The organism is Miniimonas sp. S16 (assembly GCF_057748195.1).
Genome location: NZ_CM173242.1, coordinates 1,482,413 through 1,497,344 on the forward strand (window position 1 = coordinate 1,482,413; position 14,932 = coordinate 1,497,344).

The window sequence follows — 14,932 nt, forward strand, 5'->3', positions numbered from 1 at the left end:
TGCCCACCGCGTGACCACCGCGTCTCCAGCCCCTCCCCATCTCCAACCCCTCCCCACCCATCACCGGCCCGCCGCGCCGCCGCCTCACCGAGTCCTCACCCCTGCCTCGCCGCCGACGACGCCGGTGAGACGGCCCCGGCTACGTTGGACCGGTGACCACCGAGCCCGAGAACACCGAGCCCGAGAACACCGAGCCCGAGGACGACGACACGCTGGAGCACGACCGCGGCCTCCCGCTCCACCGGTCCCAGGAGCACCCCGAGGACATCCCCGCCTTCCTCGATCGTGCGCTGGCCCGTGCTCGGGACCTGCTCCCCGAGGTCGAGGACTTCACGGTCGACGGGGTGGCCTTCGAGACGGCCGCCGGCGTGTGGCTCGCCCCGATCGGCGTGTTCGACCCGACGGCTGACGTGTCCCCCAGCCCAGAGCAGGTCGCCGCGGGCGAGACCGACGTCGCCGTGTGGGGCCACCGCATGAGCGACTGGGCGAACCGTGCTCAGCACGCGATGCGCGCGAGCTGGGGCGCACCCGTCGTCCACACGCCACGCCGCGTCGGCGCGGCCCAGGAGCCCGAGGGGATCCTCGACTACCTGCTCCTCGCGCAGGACTTCGCGCAGGCCGAGGTCTGGGACCGGCACGAGGTCTTCGTCGCGCTGCTCAGCGAGTGGACGGGCGAACCCGGCACGAGCACGCTCCGGCAGATCGCCATGCTGCTGCCGCGCCCGCTCATGATGACGGGGATGGCGGCCTACCTGACGGACGAGACCGTGCAGGAGCTGCTGATGCACGGCGAGTCGCCGGTCGAGCTGCACCGCCGCGCGTGGGTCCTGAGCACCCTCTTCGACCGGGGCGAGGTACACGTCCGGGACGTCTCCATCGAGGCGACGCGGTGCACGCTCCGGTCGCGGACGGGCACCACGTCGACCTGGATCTTCGCCGACGACGGGCGCCAGCTCCTGCTGGTCCACGACCCGGCGTCGGAGTTCCTCACCCTGCTTCGTCGCCTCGACGACGAGCACGTGGACGGAGACGACGGCCTGCCCGCGTCCGACGTCCCGAACGACGACCCGAACGGCGACCCAGAAGGCGACCCCGACGCCTGGACCGCGTCGCAGCTCATCCGCCTGGAGCGACTGCTCGACGGCGTGCCGGAGGACCTGCGCGCGTGCGTCGACGCGCGCGGCGAGACGGTGACGGGCGACGTCGCCGAGCACGCGCTCGCGTTCGGACTGCTGGACGGCCGGCCGATCCCGATCGCCTCGGGCGCGTTCTGGTTCGACGGGTCGGTCTGGCGCGCGAGTCCGGGGCTCGTCCAGGCGGGGTTCCAGAACGACCTCACGCTCGACGACTTCGGGCTCGAGGAGGCGGTACGCATACCCTTCCGCCTGGGCGGCGTCTTCACGCCCGCGACGTTCACCTCCGAGGACGAGCCCGAACCCGTCGTGCTCGAGGTCTTCGACGCGTGCCCCTACCCGGAGCAGCCCAGGCCCGAGGGTGACACCGTCCTCGGCTACGGCGTGCCCCGACCGTACGACCACGAGGCCGTGGTCGAGGCGATCGAGCGCGCGTGCGCCGCCTGGTGGGAGCGCGACCCGGAGCAGGGAACGCTCGGCGAGGACCCCTTCGTCGTCGTGGGCCGCCGCCTGCGCGACGCGGGCGGGCCCGACACGCTCCAGACCGTGCTGGCACGCGGGGAGTACTGGACCGTCGAGGCGCTCAGCGCGTGGAACGCCGACCTGCGCCGGGCGATGACGGCGCGGTGGGGCGAGCCCACAGAGACGGTCTACGACCCGGACCAGCTCGGCCTCGACCACCACACGCCCCTCACGGCCGTCATGCGCGGGATCGGGCTCACCAAGGGCTGGCTGTGGTGGGTGGACGGTCACGCCGTCGTCACGCTGGCGGGGTTCCCGAGGACGGAGCACCGCTCGACGCCCGTGGTGACCCTCGTGATCTGCCGCGCCGACGCCGTCGTGGAGCTGCTCGGTCGGATGACCATCTGGGAGCTGCGGTGGCGCGCCCGCGTCATCGAGAACCTCGCCGCCCTCGCGCACGGCGATCCCGCCGTCCCGCCTCACCTCGCGCTCGACCGAGTCGCCACCGAGGTCGCGTGGCCCGCGTCCGCACCGGCCACGCCGCTGGAGGGATCGCGGATCCAGCCGACCGTCCGCCGGATCCGCATCCGGGCGGAGGACATCGTGTGGACCCTCCACCTCACCCACGACAGGCGCGCCGTCCTCACGTCGCGCCGCCCGGGCGCCTCACCCACCGAAGCAGCCGACCTGCTCGAGGGCCTGCCGAGCGACCTGCGTCCGCTCGTGGTCGCATCCGACGGCGAGGCGTCCGACGGCGAGGCGTCCTCGATCGCTGGAGCGCCACTCAGCGCGGTGTTCTACCGCGACGGCGGGCACTGGCGTGCGACGGACAACATGCTCGCCGAGGCTCGCGCGGCCGGTCGAGAGGGCCGCGACCCTCTCGAGGCGCTGTACTCGGCCGAGGCGGGTGTGCCGCAGCTGCGTCGGGTGCTCGGCCGCGGGCAGCAGATGTCGCCGCGGACCCTGAGCGAGGCCGGGTACGCCGAGCGGACGTTCGGCGTCGAGGTCACACCGGACCAGGCCCTGGCCGCGCTCGAGCACGTCAGCGCGCCACTCACCCAGGCCCTCACCGGAACGCTCCACGACCTCCTCGACGCGATCGTGCAGTTCGACTCGCCGCACCGCTACCTGCTCGACGCCGCGCTCGACACCCTCGACCCGCAGGACCGCCGGGAGAAGTCGCTGTGGCTGCTCGCCAACGGTGCGACGCCCACCACGCAGCTCGCGGCCCGGACGCCCGTCAACGTGCTGCTCGGCAACCCGACCCTCGACGGCGGCGACGCGGTGGTGCTGCGCCGCCTGATCGCCACGGGCGCGGACACGGGACCGGGGCTGCTCGGCTCGCGCGGGACGGACCCGTTCGCCCAACTCACCCGACGGAACCTGGCCGAGGACGAACTGCGGCCGCTCCTCGAGGCGCTCGGGCGGCGGGCGGGCACACCCCACCGTCGCGGAACGGGGCGGGGGCTGGCAGGACTGCGACGGCTCGGCGAACGGTGGCGAGCGCGCCGTACGGGGTGACTCACACGACGCCGGCGGCCGCGAGCGCCCCGTACTCCTCGTCGGTCAGCACGCGCGAGCGGATGAGGAACCGCACGCCCTCGGGCGCCTCGAGCGAGAAGCCCGCCCCGCGCCCCTTCACCACGTCGATCGTGAGGTGCGTGTGCTTCCAGTACTCGTACTGGGCCTTCGACATCCACACGGGCACGGTGAACGGCTCGCCCCCGTCGGCAACCCCGTCGGGCACGACGGCGAGGTCCCCCAGGTGCACGTCGGCGTCACCCGTGAGGAACTCCCCGTCGGGGTAGCACATCGGCGACGACCCGTCGCAGCAGCCCCCCGACTGGTGGAACATGAGCGGGCCGTGCTGCGCGCGCAGCTGCACGAGCATGGTCGCGGCGGCGGGCGTGACGGCCACCCGTTCGGGCAGGTCCTGCGACGTCATCGTCGTCTCCTTTCGGGTAGCCCAGGGGACCGGCCGGCTCCCGGTGGAGCCGCGGGCGGGACGGAGCACCGCACGCGGCACCACCGGCAACCGGCCGGTCGCCTCGCCGTCGGGCGGACGGGGTGCCCGACGGCGAGGCGCGTCCGATCAGAAGAAGCCCAGCTCGTCCGGGGAGTAGGAGACGAGCAGGTTCTTCGTCTGCTGGTAGTGGTCCAGCATCATGAGGTGGTTCTCCCGGCCGACGCCGGACCCCTTGTACCCACCGAACGCCGCCGCGGCGGGGTACGCGTGGTAGTTGTTCGTCCACACCCGGCCGGCCTGGATGGCGCGGCCGGCCCGGTAGGCCGTCATCGTGTTGCGCGACCACACACCCGCACCGAGGCCGTACAGGGTGTCGTTCGCCGTCGCGATCGCGTCGTCGAACCCGGAGAACGAGGTGACGGCCACGACCGGCCCGAAGATCTCCTCCTGGAAGATGCGCATCGAGTTCTTGCCCTCGAAGATCGTCGGGGCGACGTAGAAGCCGCCGGCGAGGTCGCCGTCGAGCTCAGCGCGGTGACCGCCGAGGAGGACCTCGGCGCCCTCGCCCTTGCCGATCTCGATGTAGGACAGGATCTTCTCGAGCTGGTCGTTGCTCGCCTGCGCGCCGATCATCGTCGTGGTGTCCAGGGGGTTGCCCTGCTTCACGAGCTTGGTGCGCTCGATGGCGTCGCCGAGGAAGGAGTCGTAGATCTCGTCGGCGATGAGGGCGCGGGACGGGCACGTGCACACCTCGCCCTGGTTGAGGGCGAACATCGTGAAGCCCTCGAGCGCTTTGCTGTAGTAGGCGTCCCGCTCCGCGGCGACGTCGTCGAAGAAGATGTTCGGGCTCTTGCCGCCCAGCTCGAGCGTCACCGGGATGATGTTCTGCGCCGCGTACTGCATGATCAGGCGGCCCGTGGTGGTCTCGCCGGTGAAGGCGATCTTGCGGATCCGCGAGCTCGAGGCCAACGGCTTGCCCGCCTCGACGCCGAAGCCGTTGACGATGTTGACCACGCCCGGCGGGAGGAGGTCGGCGATGATCTCCATGAGGAAGAGGATCGACGCGGGCGTCTGCTCAGCCGGCTTGATCACCACGGCGTTGCCCGCCGCGAGCGCCGGGGCGAGCTTCCACACGGCCATGAGGATCGGGAAGTTCCACGGGATGATCTGGCCGACCACGCCCAGCGGCTCGTGGAAGTGGTAGGCGACGGTGTTCTCGTCGATCTGGGAGATCGTGCCCTCCTGGGCCCGGATGGCACCCGCGAAGTAGCGGAAGTGGTCGATCGCGAGCGGGATGTCGGCGGCGAGGGTCTCGCGGACCGGCTTGCCGTTCTCCCACGACTCCGCGACGGCGATCTTCTCGAGGTTCTCCTCCATCCGGTCGGCGATCTTGTTGAGGATGATCGCGCGCTCGGTGGCGGAGGTCCGGCCCCAGGCGGGCGCCGCCTTGTGCGCGGCGTCGAGGGCCGCCTCGATGTCGTCGGCGTCGCCGCGGGCCACCTCGGTGAACACCTTGCCGGTGACGGGGGTGACGTTCTCGAAGTAGCGCCCGTTGACCGGCTTGCGGAACTCGCCGCCGATCCAGTGGTCGTAGCGCTCGCGGTAGGTGGCGACCGATCCCTCGGTGCCCGGTGCTGCGTAGACGGTCATGGTCAACCTCTCGGTCCGCGTCCGTCGGCCGACCGTGGCGCCGCCCCTGGCGTCCGGTCCGACCGCGCATCACGGCATCGGTGCCGTGATCCGCTGCGAGCGTAGGTCGCCGACCGTTGCACGAGGGTTGCACGTGCCGCAAGGGACCTTCGTCCCGCGCGTCAGGCGAGCGCGCGGTCCAGCGTCGCGAGCCGGGTCCGCGCGCGCAGCGCGTGCGGGCTGCCGCTCGGAGCGACGACGGCCAGGCGCTGCCACGCCCACCAGTCCTCCGCACCCACGTCGGCGGCCGTCCAGCGTGCGATGACGTCGGGGTCGTTCGACGCGAGGACGGCGGCGCGCAGGTCCGCCGCGAGCGCCTCGCGCACCGCGACCACGCCCGGCGCGGTCGAGCGCGCGAGCACCGGGCCGGGACAGCTCGCGAGCGCCTGGGCCACGTCCCCGACGGCGAGGGCCGCCCGCACCGCATCGACATCCGTGTGCAGGTCGCGCACGAGCCGGTAGGGCCGCGACTCCGCGAGCAGCGGCCCGGCGACGCGGCGCAGCCGGGAAACCTCGGCACGGACCGTCACCACCGAGAGGTCCTCCTCGGAGAGCATGATCGCGAGCTCCTCGGAGCTCAACCCCTCGGGGTGCTCGGCCAGCAGGAGCAGGATCTCGGCGTGCCGCCGGTTGAGCCGGACGACCCCCTGGGGCGTGCGCAGCTCGCCGTCGCGTGCGCCCAGCACGCGCAGCCGCGGTTCGGCGGGACCGCTGCCCGGGCGCGTGCCGTCGGGGCCCACGACGCGGGGCGACCGGTCGGTGCGCGCGACGATCGCCTCGACCGCCGCGACCGTCGCGCGGACCAGCGAGCGCGCCATGCCGGACGAGACGGGCGAGCCGCCGGTGATGTCGAGGACGCCGAGCACGCGACCGTCGGCGTCGTGCACCGGCGCGGCCGCACAGTTCAGTCCCTGCACCGGGCGCGACCAGTGCTCGGCGCCGAGCACGTGGACCTCCCGGTCGGTCGCGAGCGCCGTGCCCGGGGCGTTGGTGCCGGCGGTGTCCTCGCGCCACATCGCCCCCTCGACGAATCCCACGCGCTCGACCCGACGCCGCACCACCGCGTCACCCTCGACCCACAGCAGCCGGCCGGAGGCGTCCATGAGCGCCGCGACCCAGCCCGCGTCGGGACCCAGGAGCAGGTCGCGCACCACGGGGATCGCGGGGGCGAGCGGGTGCTCGGCGCGCACGCGCAGGAGGTCCGACCCGGTCAGGTCGACCGTGGGCGAGACGTGCTCAGGGTCCACGCCGCTGCGGCGGCTGCGCCGCCAGGAGTCCGCGACGACGTCACGCACGCCCGGGTCGAGGCGTCCGGACGCGACGAAGCCCTCGTGCGCAGTGCGGACCGCGCTCGGATCGTGCCCGTGAGCCGGCATCGCCTCTCCTCCCCCGGTGCAGGAGCGTGGGGCCGAGTCTACGTGACCTGCCTCACACGCAGACCCTCGCGGTAGCGTGACCAGGCGTGAGCAGCCGTCCGACCCCCGACGCCACGCACGCCACGCACGCCACCGAGACGTTCACCGCACGCGACGCCGTCGAGCTCGCCCTCGTCGAGCGTTCGGGCTTCGTGGAGTCGCGTCACCTCGGCAGCGCCGTCGTGCTCGATCCCGACGGCGTACCCGTGCGCACGCTCGGTGACGTGACGACACCCGTCTTCGCGCGCTCGAGCCTCAAGCCGGTCCAGGCCGCCACGTGCCTCGCGCTCGGCGCCGACCTGCACGACGAGGCGGCCGGCCTGGCCACCGCCTCGCACGCGGGCACCCCGGCGCACGTCGCGGTGGTGGCGCGCATGCTCGCCGAGGGCGACCTCACGCCGTCGGACCTGCGCTGTCCGCAGGCGTGGCCGGGCGACTCGGCCGCGCGGCAGGAGTGGGCCGCGGCCGGCCACGGGCCGGACCGCCTGCACATGAACTGCTCCGGCAAGCACGCCGCGATGCTGCGCGCGTGCCGCGCGCAGGGCTGGTCCACCCACGACTACACCGATCCCGGGCACCCGCTGCAGCGCGAGATCGCCGCGACGCTCGAGCGAGCCGGCGGCGAGCCGATCGCCGCGACCGGAGTCGACGGCTGCGGCGCGCCCCTGTTCGCCGTGTCGCTGACGGCGCTCGCCCGCGCGACGGCGTGGGCTACCGCCCCGGACGCCGCGGATCCCGCACAGGCGGCGGCTGCGCGCGTGGTCGAGGCGGTGCACCGCTTCCCGTGGACGATCGACGGCGAGGGCCGCGAGAACACCCTCGTCATCCAGCACCTCGGGGCGCTGGCCAAGGGCGGCGCCGAGGGCGTGCTCGTGGTCGCTGCACCCGGGGGGTGTGTCGCCCTCAAGGTGCTCGACGGCGCAGCTCGCCCCGCGACGCTCGTCGCGCTCACGCTGCTCACCCAGGCCGGGGCGCTCGACGCCGACGCGGTCGCCGCGTTCCTGCCGCGCCTCCCGCTGGACGTGCGCGGGGGCGACGAGGTCGTCGGCCGCATCCGCGCGGTCGTCTAGGCTGGTCCGTTCGCCTACCCCGAGGAGACCCGTGACCGAGCCGTCCGACGCCCCCGCAGCCCGCGCGGGCGGCCTCCCGTTCGACGTCCCACCCGTCTTCTACGTGCCGTGCACGAGGCACGTGACCGAGCCGGACCAGCTCGAGGTCGTCTACCGGACCACGAAGGACGGCCGCACCGCGCTCCTGCTCTACACGGCGCTCGACCGTTTCCAGGGCTGCAACGGCCCCGACGCCCCGTGGTTCCTCGCGGCGACCAGCTGGCTCGACGAGCTGCGCAAGGTCCGCCCCTACGACGTCGTGTACCTCGACCTCCCGCTGCCCGCGCACGAACGCATCGGCGCGGCGCGATGAGCGTCGAGGTCGTCCCCACCGCGCTCGACGCGGCGGCCACCGCGCTCCAGCACGCCTCGACGGCGGCGCGCACCGCCGTCGTGGCCCCGGGGCTCGGCGACGCCGGACTCGCGAGCGACGTGCTCGCGTCGATCCTCGCGACCTTCCCGCTCGCCGTCGGCGACGTCACGCACGCGGGTGACGTGTGCGCGGGCGACCTCGTCGCCGCCGCCGCGGACTACCGCGGGACGGACGACGGCGTGGCGGAGCGCCTCGCGAGCCGGCTCGCCGGGGGGCCGGTGTGACGGCCGCGATGGACACGCGGCTCGACGGCAGCCCCGCCGCCATCCACGCCGTCGCGTCCTGGCTGTCCGGCACCGTGGTTCCCGCCGTCGACGGGTACGTCGACGACGCCGTCGACGCGCGCTCGACGGCGCTCGCGCAGTGGGGCGGGACGGCCGCCGACGAGTTCGGCGCCACCGCGCTGTCCCTCACGGAGTCGACGGCGGAGGTCACCGGGATCGCCGGGACCGTCGCCGCCGCCGTGACGACCCTCGGCGACTCCCTGCGCCTCACCCTCGACGACCTCGCGCACGCGCGCGAGACCGCTCAGGCCGGCGGACTCAGCGTCTCGGGCACGACGATCACCCCGCCCGCCGAGCTCGACGCGTGGCTGCGCGGGCGGACCGGGCCCGCGACGAGCGAGACCCAGCTCACGGCACTCGTGGTGGAGTGGGAGACGCTCGTCGAGGTCTGGAACTCGTGCGTCGACATCGTCGACGCCGCCCTCGAGCGCTGGCAGCGCGCCGTGGAGCAGATGCAGCGCGTCTGGGAGGAGCAGTCCGCCGCGCTCACCTCCACCGCAGGAGACACGCTCGCTCTCGTGGGTGAGCTCGGCGCCGTCGCCGTCGTGGCGTGGAACCGCAGCATGCAGTCCGCGACGGCGCTCTCCCAGGCGGACGAGCTCGCGAGGCACCTCGCGGCTCTCAACGACCGTGGCCGGATCCTGACGGACGCCAGCCACTACTACGACCTCATGGACCGGCACGCCGCCGCGATCCGGGAGGCCGACGAGCTCGCCCCGTCCCGGACCGTCTCTCCGCGGGGCGTTCGCATCGCGGGGGGCGCGCTCGCCGTCGCGACCACGGGGTACAGCATCTACGCCGACATCCAGGACGGGGAGTCGGTGGCGCAGGCGGTCACCTCGAACGGGGTCGGACTCGGCGCCTCGCTCGCCGCGGGCGCCGCGACCGGCGCGCTGATCGGCACGGCGATCCCGGTGCCGATCGTCGGCACCGTGGCCGGGGCGGTGGTCGGCACGGTCGTCGGCGGCGTGGTCGGCATCGTCTCCTCGGGGGTGATCGACGGCCTCTTCGAGGGCGACGGCGTGGGCGGCGCGATCGAGAACGGCTGGAACGACCTCATGGAGACGGGCGATGCGATCGGGGACTTCTTCGGTGGCCTCTTCTAGTCCGTACGGCCCACCCGCCCAGGGAGCCGACGCGTGGCGCCGCACCCGACCGCTCGACGTGCTGCTCGCCGTCGTGAACGGGCTCGTGGCGGTGCTGCTCGGGGTTGGTGCCGTGGTGCTGCGATCGCCCGAGGCGGGTGCGGCGGCGCTCGTGGTGGCGCTGCTCGCGGTGAACCTCGTGGTGACGCGGGTGAGCAGGCCTCCGGTCGACGGGCGACGGATCCGCCTCGAACCGGGTCGCACCGTGGTGCCGTTCTCGCGCGCCGGCGACGTGACGCTCGTGCTCGCGCTGGTCGCGATCGTGGCGCTGCTCGCGCTGCTGGCGTGGGCCCCGTCGTTCGGCGGCCGCGCGGGCCTGCTGCGCTGGCTCGCCGTGATCGGACTGCTCACCCTCGGGTCGGTGCTCCCCGACATCCTCCTGCGCGCGACCCGCGCCACCCGCCTCGTGCTCACGCCCGACGGCGTGGCGGCTCGCCTGCCCGACGAGGACGTCGGCGCCCGGTGGGAGGACGTCACCGGCGTCACGGTCGCGGCGGGTCGGGACGGCGTGGTCGTGCGCATTCAGCTCGCCGGCTCCGACGGCGTCGTCCGCACCCCGCGCCGACGCGTGCTCTGGCGCCCCGCGCCCACGCCGTGGATCGACGTGCCGCTGCGCCGCGCGGGCGTCACGCCCGAGGGGCTCGTGGGGGCGCTGCGACGCTGGCAGCAGCTGCCCGCGAGCCGCTCGCGGCTCGGCACGCAGGAGTCGGTGGCCGACCTCACGTGGGACCCGTCGCGCGGGACGTCGCTGACCTGAGGCGCCGAGCCGGCCGCCAGCGCCCGGCGTGAATCGCTACGCGCGACCAGGCACGCGGACGACACCATCAACGCGGACGCAAACGGAGCGCAAGGCTCCGCAATCGTCCGCACAGACCGCGCCACACGCGCCCCCCACGCACGCTCGCCGTCGCACATCGCCACGCACGCTCGCCGTCGAACACAATCCGAGCGCGACGAGACACGAGGCGGCGCCGGCGAGCGAGGGCGACGAAAGGCGCGAGCCGCCGGTCAGCCGAAACCAACCCGGGCGGCGCGGGACCGCCTCCCCTAGACCTGCGACCAGGAGCTGCGCCGCGCGTAGGCCGTCACGTCGAGACCGCGCAGCTCCGCGTACTCGCGCACCGGGCCGGACAGCAGCACGTCGGTCCGCCGCAGCGCGGGGACGTCGTCGGCGCCGAGCAGCGCCATGAGGTCGCGGATCTCCGACAGCCAGCGCTGCACGAGCGCGACGAGCGCGTCGGGCCCGTCCTCGAGCAGCGTGTGCAGGAACGTCCCGGCCACTCCCACGGCGTCGGCGCCGAGCGCGAGCGCCCGCACCACGTCGAGCGCGTGCCGCACCCCGCCCGAGGCGAGCAGCGCGACCGCCGCCGACCCAGCCGGACCAGCCGACCCAGCCACCCCAGCGACCCCAGCCACCCCCGACGCGAGGCCGCTCGAGGCGCGACCCACGCCGTCGAGCCCGGCGGCCTCGAGCAGCGACGTGACCGCCGACTGGCCCCACCCCGCGAGGTAGGCACGCTCGCCCTCGGGTCGGCGCGCCGACTCGATCGCGCCGAAGTCGGTGCCCCCGCGCCCGGCGACGTCGACCGCCGCGACCCCGAGGTCGCGCAGCACGGCGATCGTCCCGCGCGACAGCCCGGCGCCGACCTCCTTCACGACGACGGGCACGCCGGCCGCGGCCACGATCTCCGCGACGGCGTCCGCCCACCGAGAGAAGTCGCGGTCGCCCTCGGGCATCGCGATCTCCTGCGGGGCGTTGAGGTGCACCTGAAGCGCGTCGGCGCCCAGCACGTCCACGAGGTGCGCCGCCTGCGCACCGGTCACGTTCGCGTTCGTGTTCGCGAGCACGAACCCGTCCGGGTTCTCCTCGCGCACCACGGTGAAGCTCGCGGCCGTCTCCGGCTCGCGCAGCACGATCCCCATCGAGCCGACGGCGACCGGCAGCCCGGTCTCCCGGCCCAGCACGCCGAGGCCTCGATTGACGCGCGTCGCCTGCTCGGTGCCGCCGGTCATGCCGCTCACGTAGAGCGGCACGGGCCAGCCGAACGCCGGCGACGCCAGGCTCACGGCGTCCGACGCGCCGCCCGCGAGCGCGTGGTGCACGAAGGTGACATGGTCGTAGTCGCGCGGCCGGTCGGGGGTGTGCTGCGCCATCGCGAGGCGCAGGTGGTCGTCCTTGCGGCGCGCCGTCTCGCTGAGGGCGCCGCTCGGCGCGCCCAGGCCCGACGCCGTCCCGGCATCACCCGAAGCTCCCGACCCGCCCGGACCGTGCGGCTGCGTCATGCGTCCCCCTCGGCGTCCGACTCGCTGTCCTCGACCCACGCACCCGCGTCCACCGCGAGGTGCAGCGGCACGATCCCCGCCTCCGCCCACGCGGCCTCGAGCCCCGCGACGGCGTGCTCGTCGCCCGCGGCGCCCACCGCGATCCCGCAGTCGCCACCGCCCGCGCCGGAGGACTTGCCCGCGAAGCCGTGCGCCTCCGCGGCGTCGGCGAGCGCCGTCAGCAGCGGCGTCTCGATCCCGACCCCGACGGCGGAGCCCAGGTCTCGTAGCGCCGCGCGGATCGTGCGCACGGCGTCCCGCGCGGCGTCGGGGTCGTCCGCCTGGACCGCCGCGACCAGCGCGTCCACTCCCGCGCGAGAGGCGGCGAGGAACTGCGGCGTCAGCCCGACGGCGCGCACCGCCGACACGATCGAGACCGTCGAGGCGGGCGAGCCCGTCCAGCCGACCCGCAGCGCGAGCGAGGTCGGCGTGGGCAGCGACGCGCTCGCAAGCCCCGGCCACTCCGCCCGGACGAGCCGCGCCGTCGCCGCCGGGTCGTCGGCGTCGTCGTGGGCGTGCACCCACGCGCGGTCCGGCGAGCAGTAGGACACCCACCCGCCGCGCAGGCTCGTCGCGACGTCGGCGCCCGACGCGCGCGGGTTCACCCGCAGCGTCGCGAGCAGCGCGACCTTGAGCTGCTCCTGCGGCGTCAGGCCCAGGCCGTGCCACACGTCGAGGCCGCGCACGGCCGCGACCGTCACCGCCGCGGACGAGCCCAGCCCGTACTTGCGCGCCGGCGCGTCGCCCACCGCGGGGTCCACGAGCGTGCTGCGGGTCGAGACGGCGTACGGGCCGCCGTCGCGCCCGCGCTCGGCCGCGACGTGCGCGATCACCGCGGCTACCGCGCGCACGTACCGGCCCTCCTGGTCCAGGCCGCGCGTGCGGTCGGAGGATGCGAGCGTGAGCTCGAGGCGACGGTCGACGGCGACCAGCACCGCGGGCTGACCGGCGTCGGTCACGGCGTGCTCGCCACCGACGAACAGCTTCCCGGGCGCGGACGACACGACCCGCCTCATGCGGGCTCCTCCGCGGCACCGGAGGCGAGCACGCCCGCCGGCAACGCCGCCGAGGCCTCGATCCGCAGTCCCGGCCCCGGTCGGGCGAGCAGCACGTGCGGCGCACCGCCGCCCGGCAGCACGATCCCGCGCAGGCCCGCGGCGACGACGTCGAGGTCCGCCCCCTCACACAGCACCTTCACGTTGGGTCCGGCGTCCATCGTCGCCCAGGCTCCGACGCCGGCCGCGCGCAGGTCCGCCACGGCGTCGAGCACCGCGAGCGAGGAGGCCGCGAGATACCGCACGGCCGGCCGCGCCGCGAGCATCGTCGCGTGCATCCGCATGGCGCTGGCCTCGGCGATCTCGCCGAGGCGCGGCAGGTCGCCGGCCGCGATCGCATCCGCCGCCTCGGCGGCGTCCGCCTCGGTGTGCTCGGTCCACGCCGGGAAGTAGGGCGAGGTGGCCACCGTGGCAGCCATCGCCTCGCGGCTGCCGATCTTCTTGGGCCCGGCGTCCAGCACGGCGACGGCCATGGCGACGTCGAGCTCCGGCGCCGTGGGCAGCGGCTCCGCGTAGGACGTGAGGTCGCCGCGGGCGGGATCGGTGAGGTCGCCCGCGTGCCAGACCACGAACCCGCCGTACACCGAGCGCGACGCCGAGCCCGAGCCCCGCCGCGCGAGCCGGGACAGGTCGCGCCGGCCCAGGTCGAGGCCGTACGCCGTGGCCGCCGCACCCGCGAGCGCCGCGAAGGCCGACGCCGAGCTCGCCAGGCCCGCGCCCGTGGGCACCTCGTTGGTCGAGGTCACGCGCGCGGCCTGCGCCGTCGCCGTCCGCGGCTCCTGACTCCGGACGAGGTGAAGGAAGGCGAGGACCTTCGTGAGCGCCGTACCCGCGAGGGGCTCGCCGTCGAGCACCACCTCGTCGCGGCCGGCGGGCGCGTCGAGAAGCTCCACGTGCGTGGTGGTGCGGAACGCGTCGAGCGTGAGCGAGACGGACGACGTCGCCGGAAGCATGAGGGTGGAGTCGCGCTTGCCCCAGTACTTCACGAGCGCGATGTTCGCGTGCGCGACGGCGGTCACTCCCCCCGGCTCGGCGCTCATCGGTCATCCTCCGGCCCGATCCGGTGCCGCCACGTGCCGATCGCGCCCGCCTCGCGCAGCGCGAGGTCGATCCGGTCCGCCGCGGCGTCGTCAGCGGCGAGCGCGATGATGCAGCCGCCCTGCCCGCCGCCGGTGAGCTTCGCGCCGAGCGCGCCGGCGGCGAGCGCCGCATCGACGAGACGGTCCAGCTCCGGGCTGGAGACGCCGAGCTCGCGCAGCATGCCCTGCGCCTGCGTCATCTTCTCCCCGAGCGCCTCGGGGCGGTCACCCGTGAGGTCGAGCGCGCCGCCCTGGGCGAGGGCACCGAGCCCGGTCATGAGCGCGGCGAAGCGCATGGGGCGGCGCTCGAGGAACGTGCGCACCGACGCGACGGCGTGCCGCGTGCGGCCCTTGACCCCCGAGTCCGCGACGACGAGCACGCCGCTCATCCGCGTCGCCAGCCGGCGCGCGACGCCCGCCTCGAACCACACCGGCTCGGCGGCCGCGGTCGCCGCGGCGTCCAGGCCCGACGGCGAGCCGTGCGCCACGCGCTCGCCCACCGCCACCAGGTCGAGGTACTCCGCCTCGGTGAGGTCACGCCCGGCGAGGTCCGCGAGCGCCCGGACGAGCGCGCCCGCGACGGCGGCGGACGAGCCGAGGCCGCGCGCGGGCGGCACGTCGCCCTCGACCGTGATCCGGATCCCCTCGTGCGGCAGGCCCACGTGGTCGAGCGTCGCGAGCACGACGGCGCGGGGCGCGTCGAGCAGCTCCGGCACCTCGTGCAGGACACCGGTGTAGGGGGTGGACGCGATCGTCAACGGACCCGGAACTGCCTCGGCCGTCACCCGGACGGGCAGCTCGGCCAGCGGCAGCGCGACGGCGGGCTCCCCGTGGACCACGGCGTGCTCACCGAACAGGATCACCTTCGCGTGCGCCTTACCGCGTCCCGTCCTGAGCACG

The 14,932-nt window shown here is 74.9% G+C and carries 13 protein-coding genes; 6 read left to right on the forward strand and 7 right to left on the reverse strand.

The features are described from left to right. The first annotated feature begins 152 nt into the window (after positions 1-152). Positions 153-3,116, forward strand: coding sequence for a hypothetical protein (locus AC3AQ1_RS06475; protein ID WP_108718306.1), 2,964 nt, complete (start codon positions 153-155; stop codon positions 3,114-3,116). Between the two features lies 1 nt (position 3,117). On the opposite strand, the gene AC3AQ1_RS06480 is transcribed toward AC3AQ1_RS06475, so the two are convergent. From AC3AQ1_RS06480 to AC3AQ1_RS06490, 3 genes are all read right to left on the reverse strand, one after another. After that, entirely contained in the window at positions 3,118-3,540 is a 423-nt protein-coding gene (locus tag AC3AQ1_RS06480; protein WP_108718307.1) for a DUF779 domain-containing protein, read from the reverse strand. Between the two features lie 147 nt (positions 3,541-3,687). Continuing rightward, positions 3,688-5,211 (reverse strand): acetaldehyde dehydrogenase ExaC, encoded by a 1,524-nt coding sequence (gene exaC, locus AC3AQ1_RS06485; protein ID WP_108718308.1) that lies wholly within the window; start codon positions 5,209-5,211, stop codon positions 3,688-3,690. 161 nt (positions 5,212-5,372) lie between these two features. Next, the gene (locus AC3AQ1_RS06490) at positions 5,373-6,626 is read right to left on the reverse strand and encodes a helix-turn-helix domain-containing protein (protein WP_108718309.1); all 1,254 of its coding nucleotides are present in this window, start codon (positions 6,624-6,626) and stop codon (positions 5,373-5,375) included. A gap of 86 nt (positions 6,627-6,712) precedes the next feature. On the opposite strand from AC3AQ1_RS06490, the gene AC3AQ1_RS06495 reads away from it, so the two are divergent. From AC3AQ1_RS06495 to AC3AQ1_RS06515, 5 genes are read left to right on the forward strand one after another with little or no spacing between them, the layout of a single operon-like run. Beyond that, positions 6,713-7,735 carry an asparaginase gene (locus AC3AQ1_RS06495; protein WP_108718310.1) on the forward strand — a complete coding sequence of 341 codons (1,023 nt, stop codon included), beginning with the start codon at positions 6,713-6,715 and terminating at the stop codon, positions 7,733-7,735. Positions 7,736-7,766: 31 nt separating this feature from the next. Further along, positions 7,767-8,087 (forward strand): SAV_915 family protein, encoded by a 321-nt coding sequence (locus tag AC3AQ1_RS06500; protein WP_199916545.1) that lies wholly within the window; start codon positions 7,767-7,769, stop codon positions 8,085-8,087. Beyond that, on the forward strand, positions 8,084-8,371 hold the full coding sequence (locus tag AC3AQ1_RS06505) for a hypothetical protein (protein ID WP_108718311.1): 288 nt from the start codon (positions 8,084-8,086) through the stop codon (positions 8,369-8,371). The genes AC3AQ1_RS06500 and AC3AQ1_RS06505 overlap by 4 nt, the downstream gene beginning before the upstream one ends. A gap of 8 nt (positions 8,372-8,379) precedes the next feature. After that, positions 8,380-9,537, forward strand: coding sequence for a hypothetical protein (locus tag AC3AQ1_RS06510; protein ID WP_159096419.1), 1,158 nt, complete (start codon positions 8,380-8,382; stop codon positions 9,535-9,537). Further along, entirely contained in the window at positions 9,524-10,333 is an 810-nt protein-coding gene (locus tag AC3AQ1_RS06515) for a hypothetical protein (protein WP_139987488.1), read from the forward strand. The genes AC3AQ1_RS06510 and AC3AQ1_RS06515 overlap by 14 nt, the downstream gene beginning before the upstream one ends. Positions 10,334-10,623: 290 nt before the next feature. On the opposite strand, the gene AC3AQ1_RS06520 is transcribed toward AC3AQ1_RS06515, so the two are convergent. From AC3AQ1_RS06520 to mvk, 4 genes are read right to left on the reverse strand one after another with little or no spacing between them, the layout of a single operon-like run. Further along, positions 10,624-11,859, reverse strand: coding sequence for an alpha-hydroxy-acid oxidizing protein (locus AC3AQ1_RS06520; protein ID WP_108718313.1), 1,236 nt, complete (start codon positions 11,857-11,859; stop codon positions 10,624-10,626). Then, positions 11,856-12,914 carry a phosphomevalonate kinase gene (locus AC3AQ1_RS06525; RefSeq protein WP_108718314.1) on the reverse strand — a complete coding sequence of 353 codons (1,059 nt, stop codon included), beginning with the start codon at positions 12,912-12,914 and terminating at the stop codon, positions 11,856-11,858. The genes AC3AQ1_RS06520 and AC3AQ1_RS06525 overlap by 4 nt, the downstream gene beginning before the upstream one ends. Further along, positions 12,911-13,993: a diphosphomevalonate decarboxylase gene (mvaD, locus tag AC3AQ1_RS06530; RefSeq protein ID WP_108718315.1), complete on the reverse strand. Its 1,083-nt coding sequence runs from the start codon at positions 13,991-13,993 to the stop codon at positions 12,911-12,913. Before mvaD ends, AC3AQ1_RS06525 begins: the two co-directional genes overlap by 4 nt. Next, positions 13,990-14,931: a mevalonate kinase gene (gene mvk / locus AC3AQ1_RS06535; RefSeq protein ID WP_108718316.1), complete on the reverse strand. Its 942-nt coding sequence runs from the start codon at positions 14,929-14,931 to the stop codon at positions 13,990-13,992. Before mvk ends, mvaD begins: the two co-directional genes overlap by 4 nt. Between the last annotated feature and the right edge of the window lies 1 nt (position 14,932).

Coding starts and splice junctions, on each gene's coding strand:
- AC3AQ1_RS06480 (WP_108718307.1), bottom strand. CDS start 3,540: ATGACGTCGCAGGACCTGCCCGAACGGGTGGCCGTCACGCCCGCCGCC.
- exaC (WP_108718308.1), bottom strand. CDS start 5,211: ATGACCGTCTACGCAGCACCGGGCACCGAGGGATCGGTCGCCACCTAC.
- AC3AQ1_RS06490 (WP_108718309.1), bottom strand. CDS start 6,626: ATGCCGGCTCACGGGCACGATCCGAGCGCGGTCCGCACTGCGCACGAG.
- AC3AQ1_RS06505 (WP_108718311.1), top strand. CDS start 8,084: ATGAGCGTCGAGGTCGTCCCCACCGCGCTCGACGCGGCGGCCACCGCG.
- AC3AQ1_RS06510 (WP_159096419.1), top strand. CDS start 8,380: ATGGACACGCGGCTCGACGGCAGCCCCGCCGCCATCCACGCCGTCGCG.
- AC3AQ1_RS06520 (WP_108718313.1), bottom strand. CDS start 11,859: ATGACGCAGCCGCACGGTCCGGGCGGGTCGGGAGCTTCGGGTGATGCC.
- AC3AQ1_RS06525 (WP_108718314.1), bottom strand. CDS start 12,914: ATGAGGCGGGTCGTGTCGTCCGCGCCCGGGAAGCTGTTCGTCGGTGGC.
- mvaD (WP_108718315.1), bottom strand. CDS start 13,993: ATGAGCGCCGAGCCGGGGGGAGTGACCGCCGTCGCGCACGCGAACATC.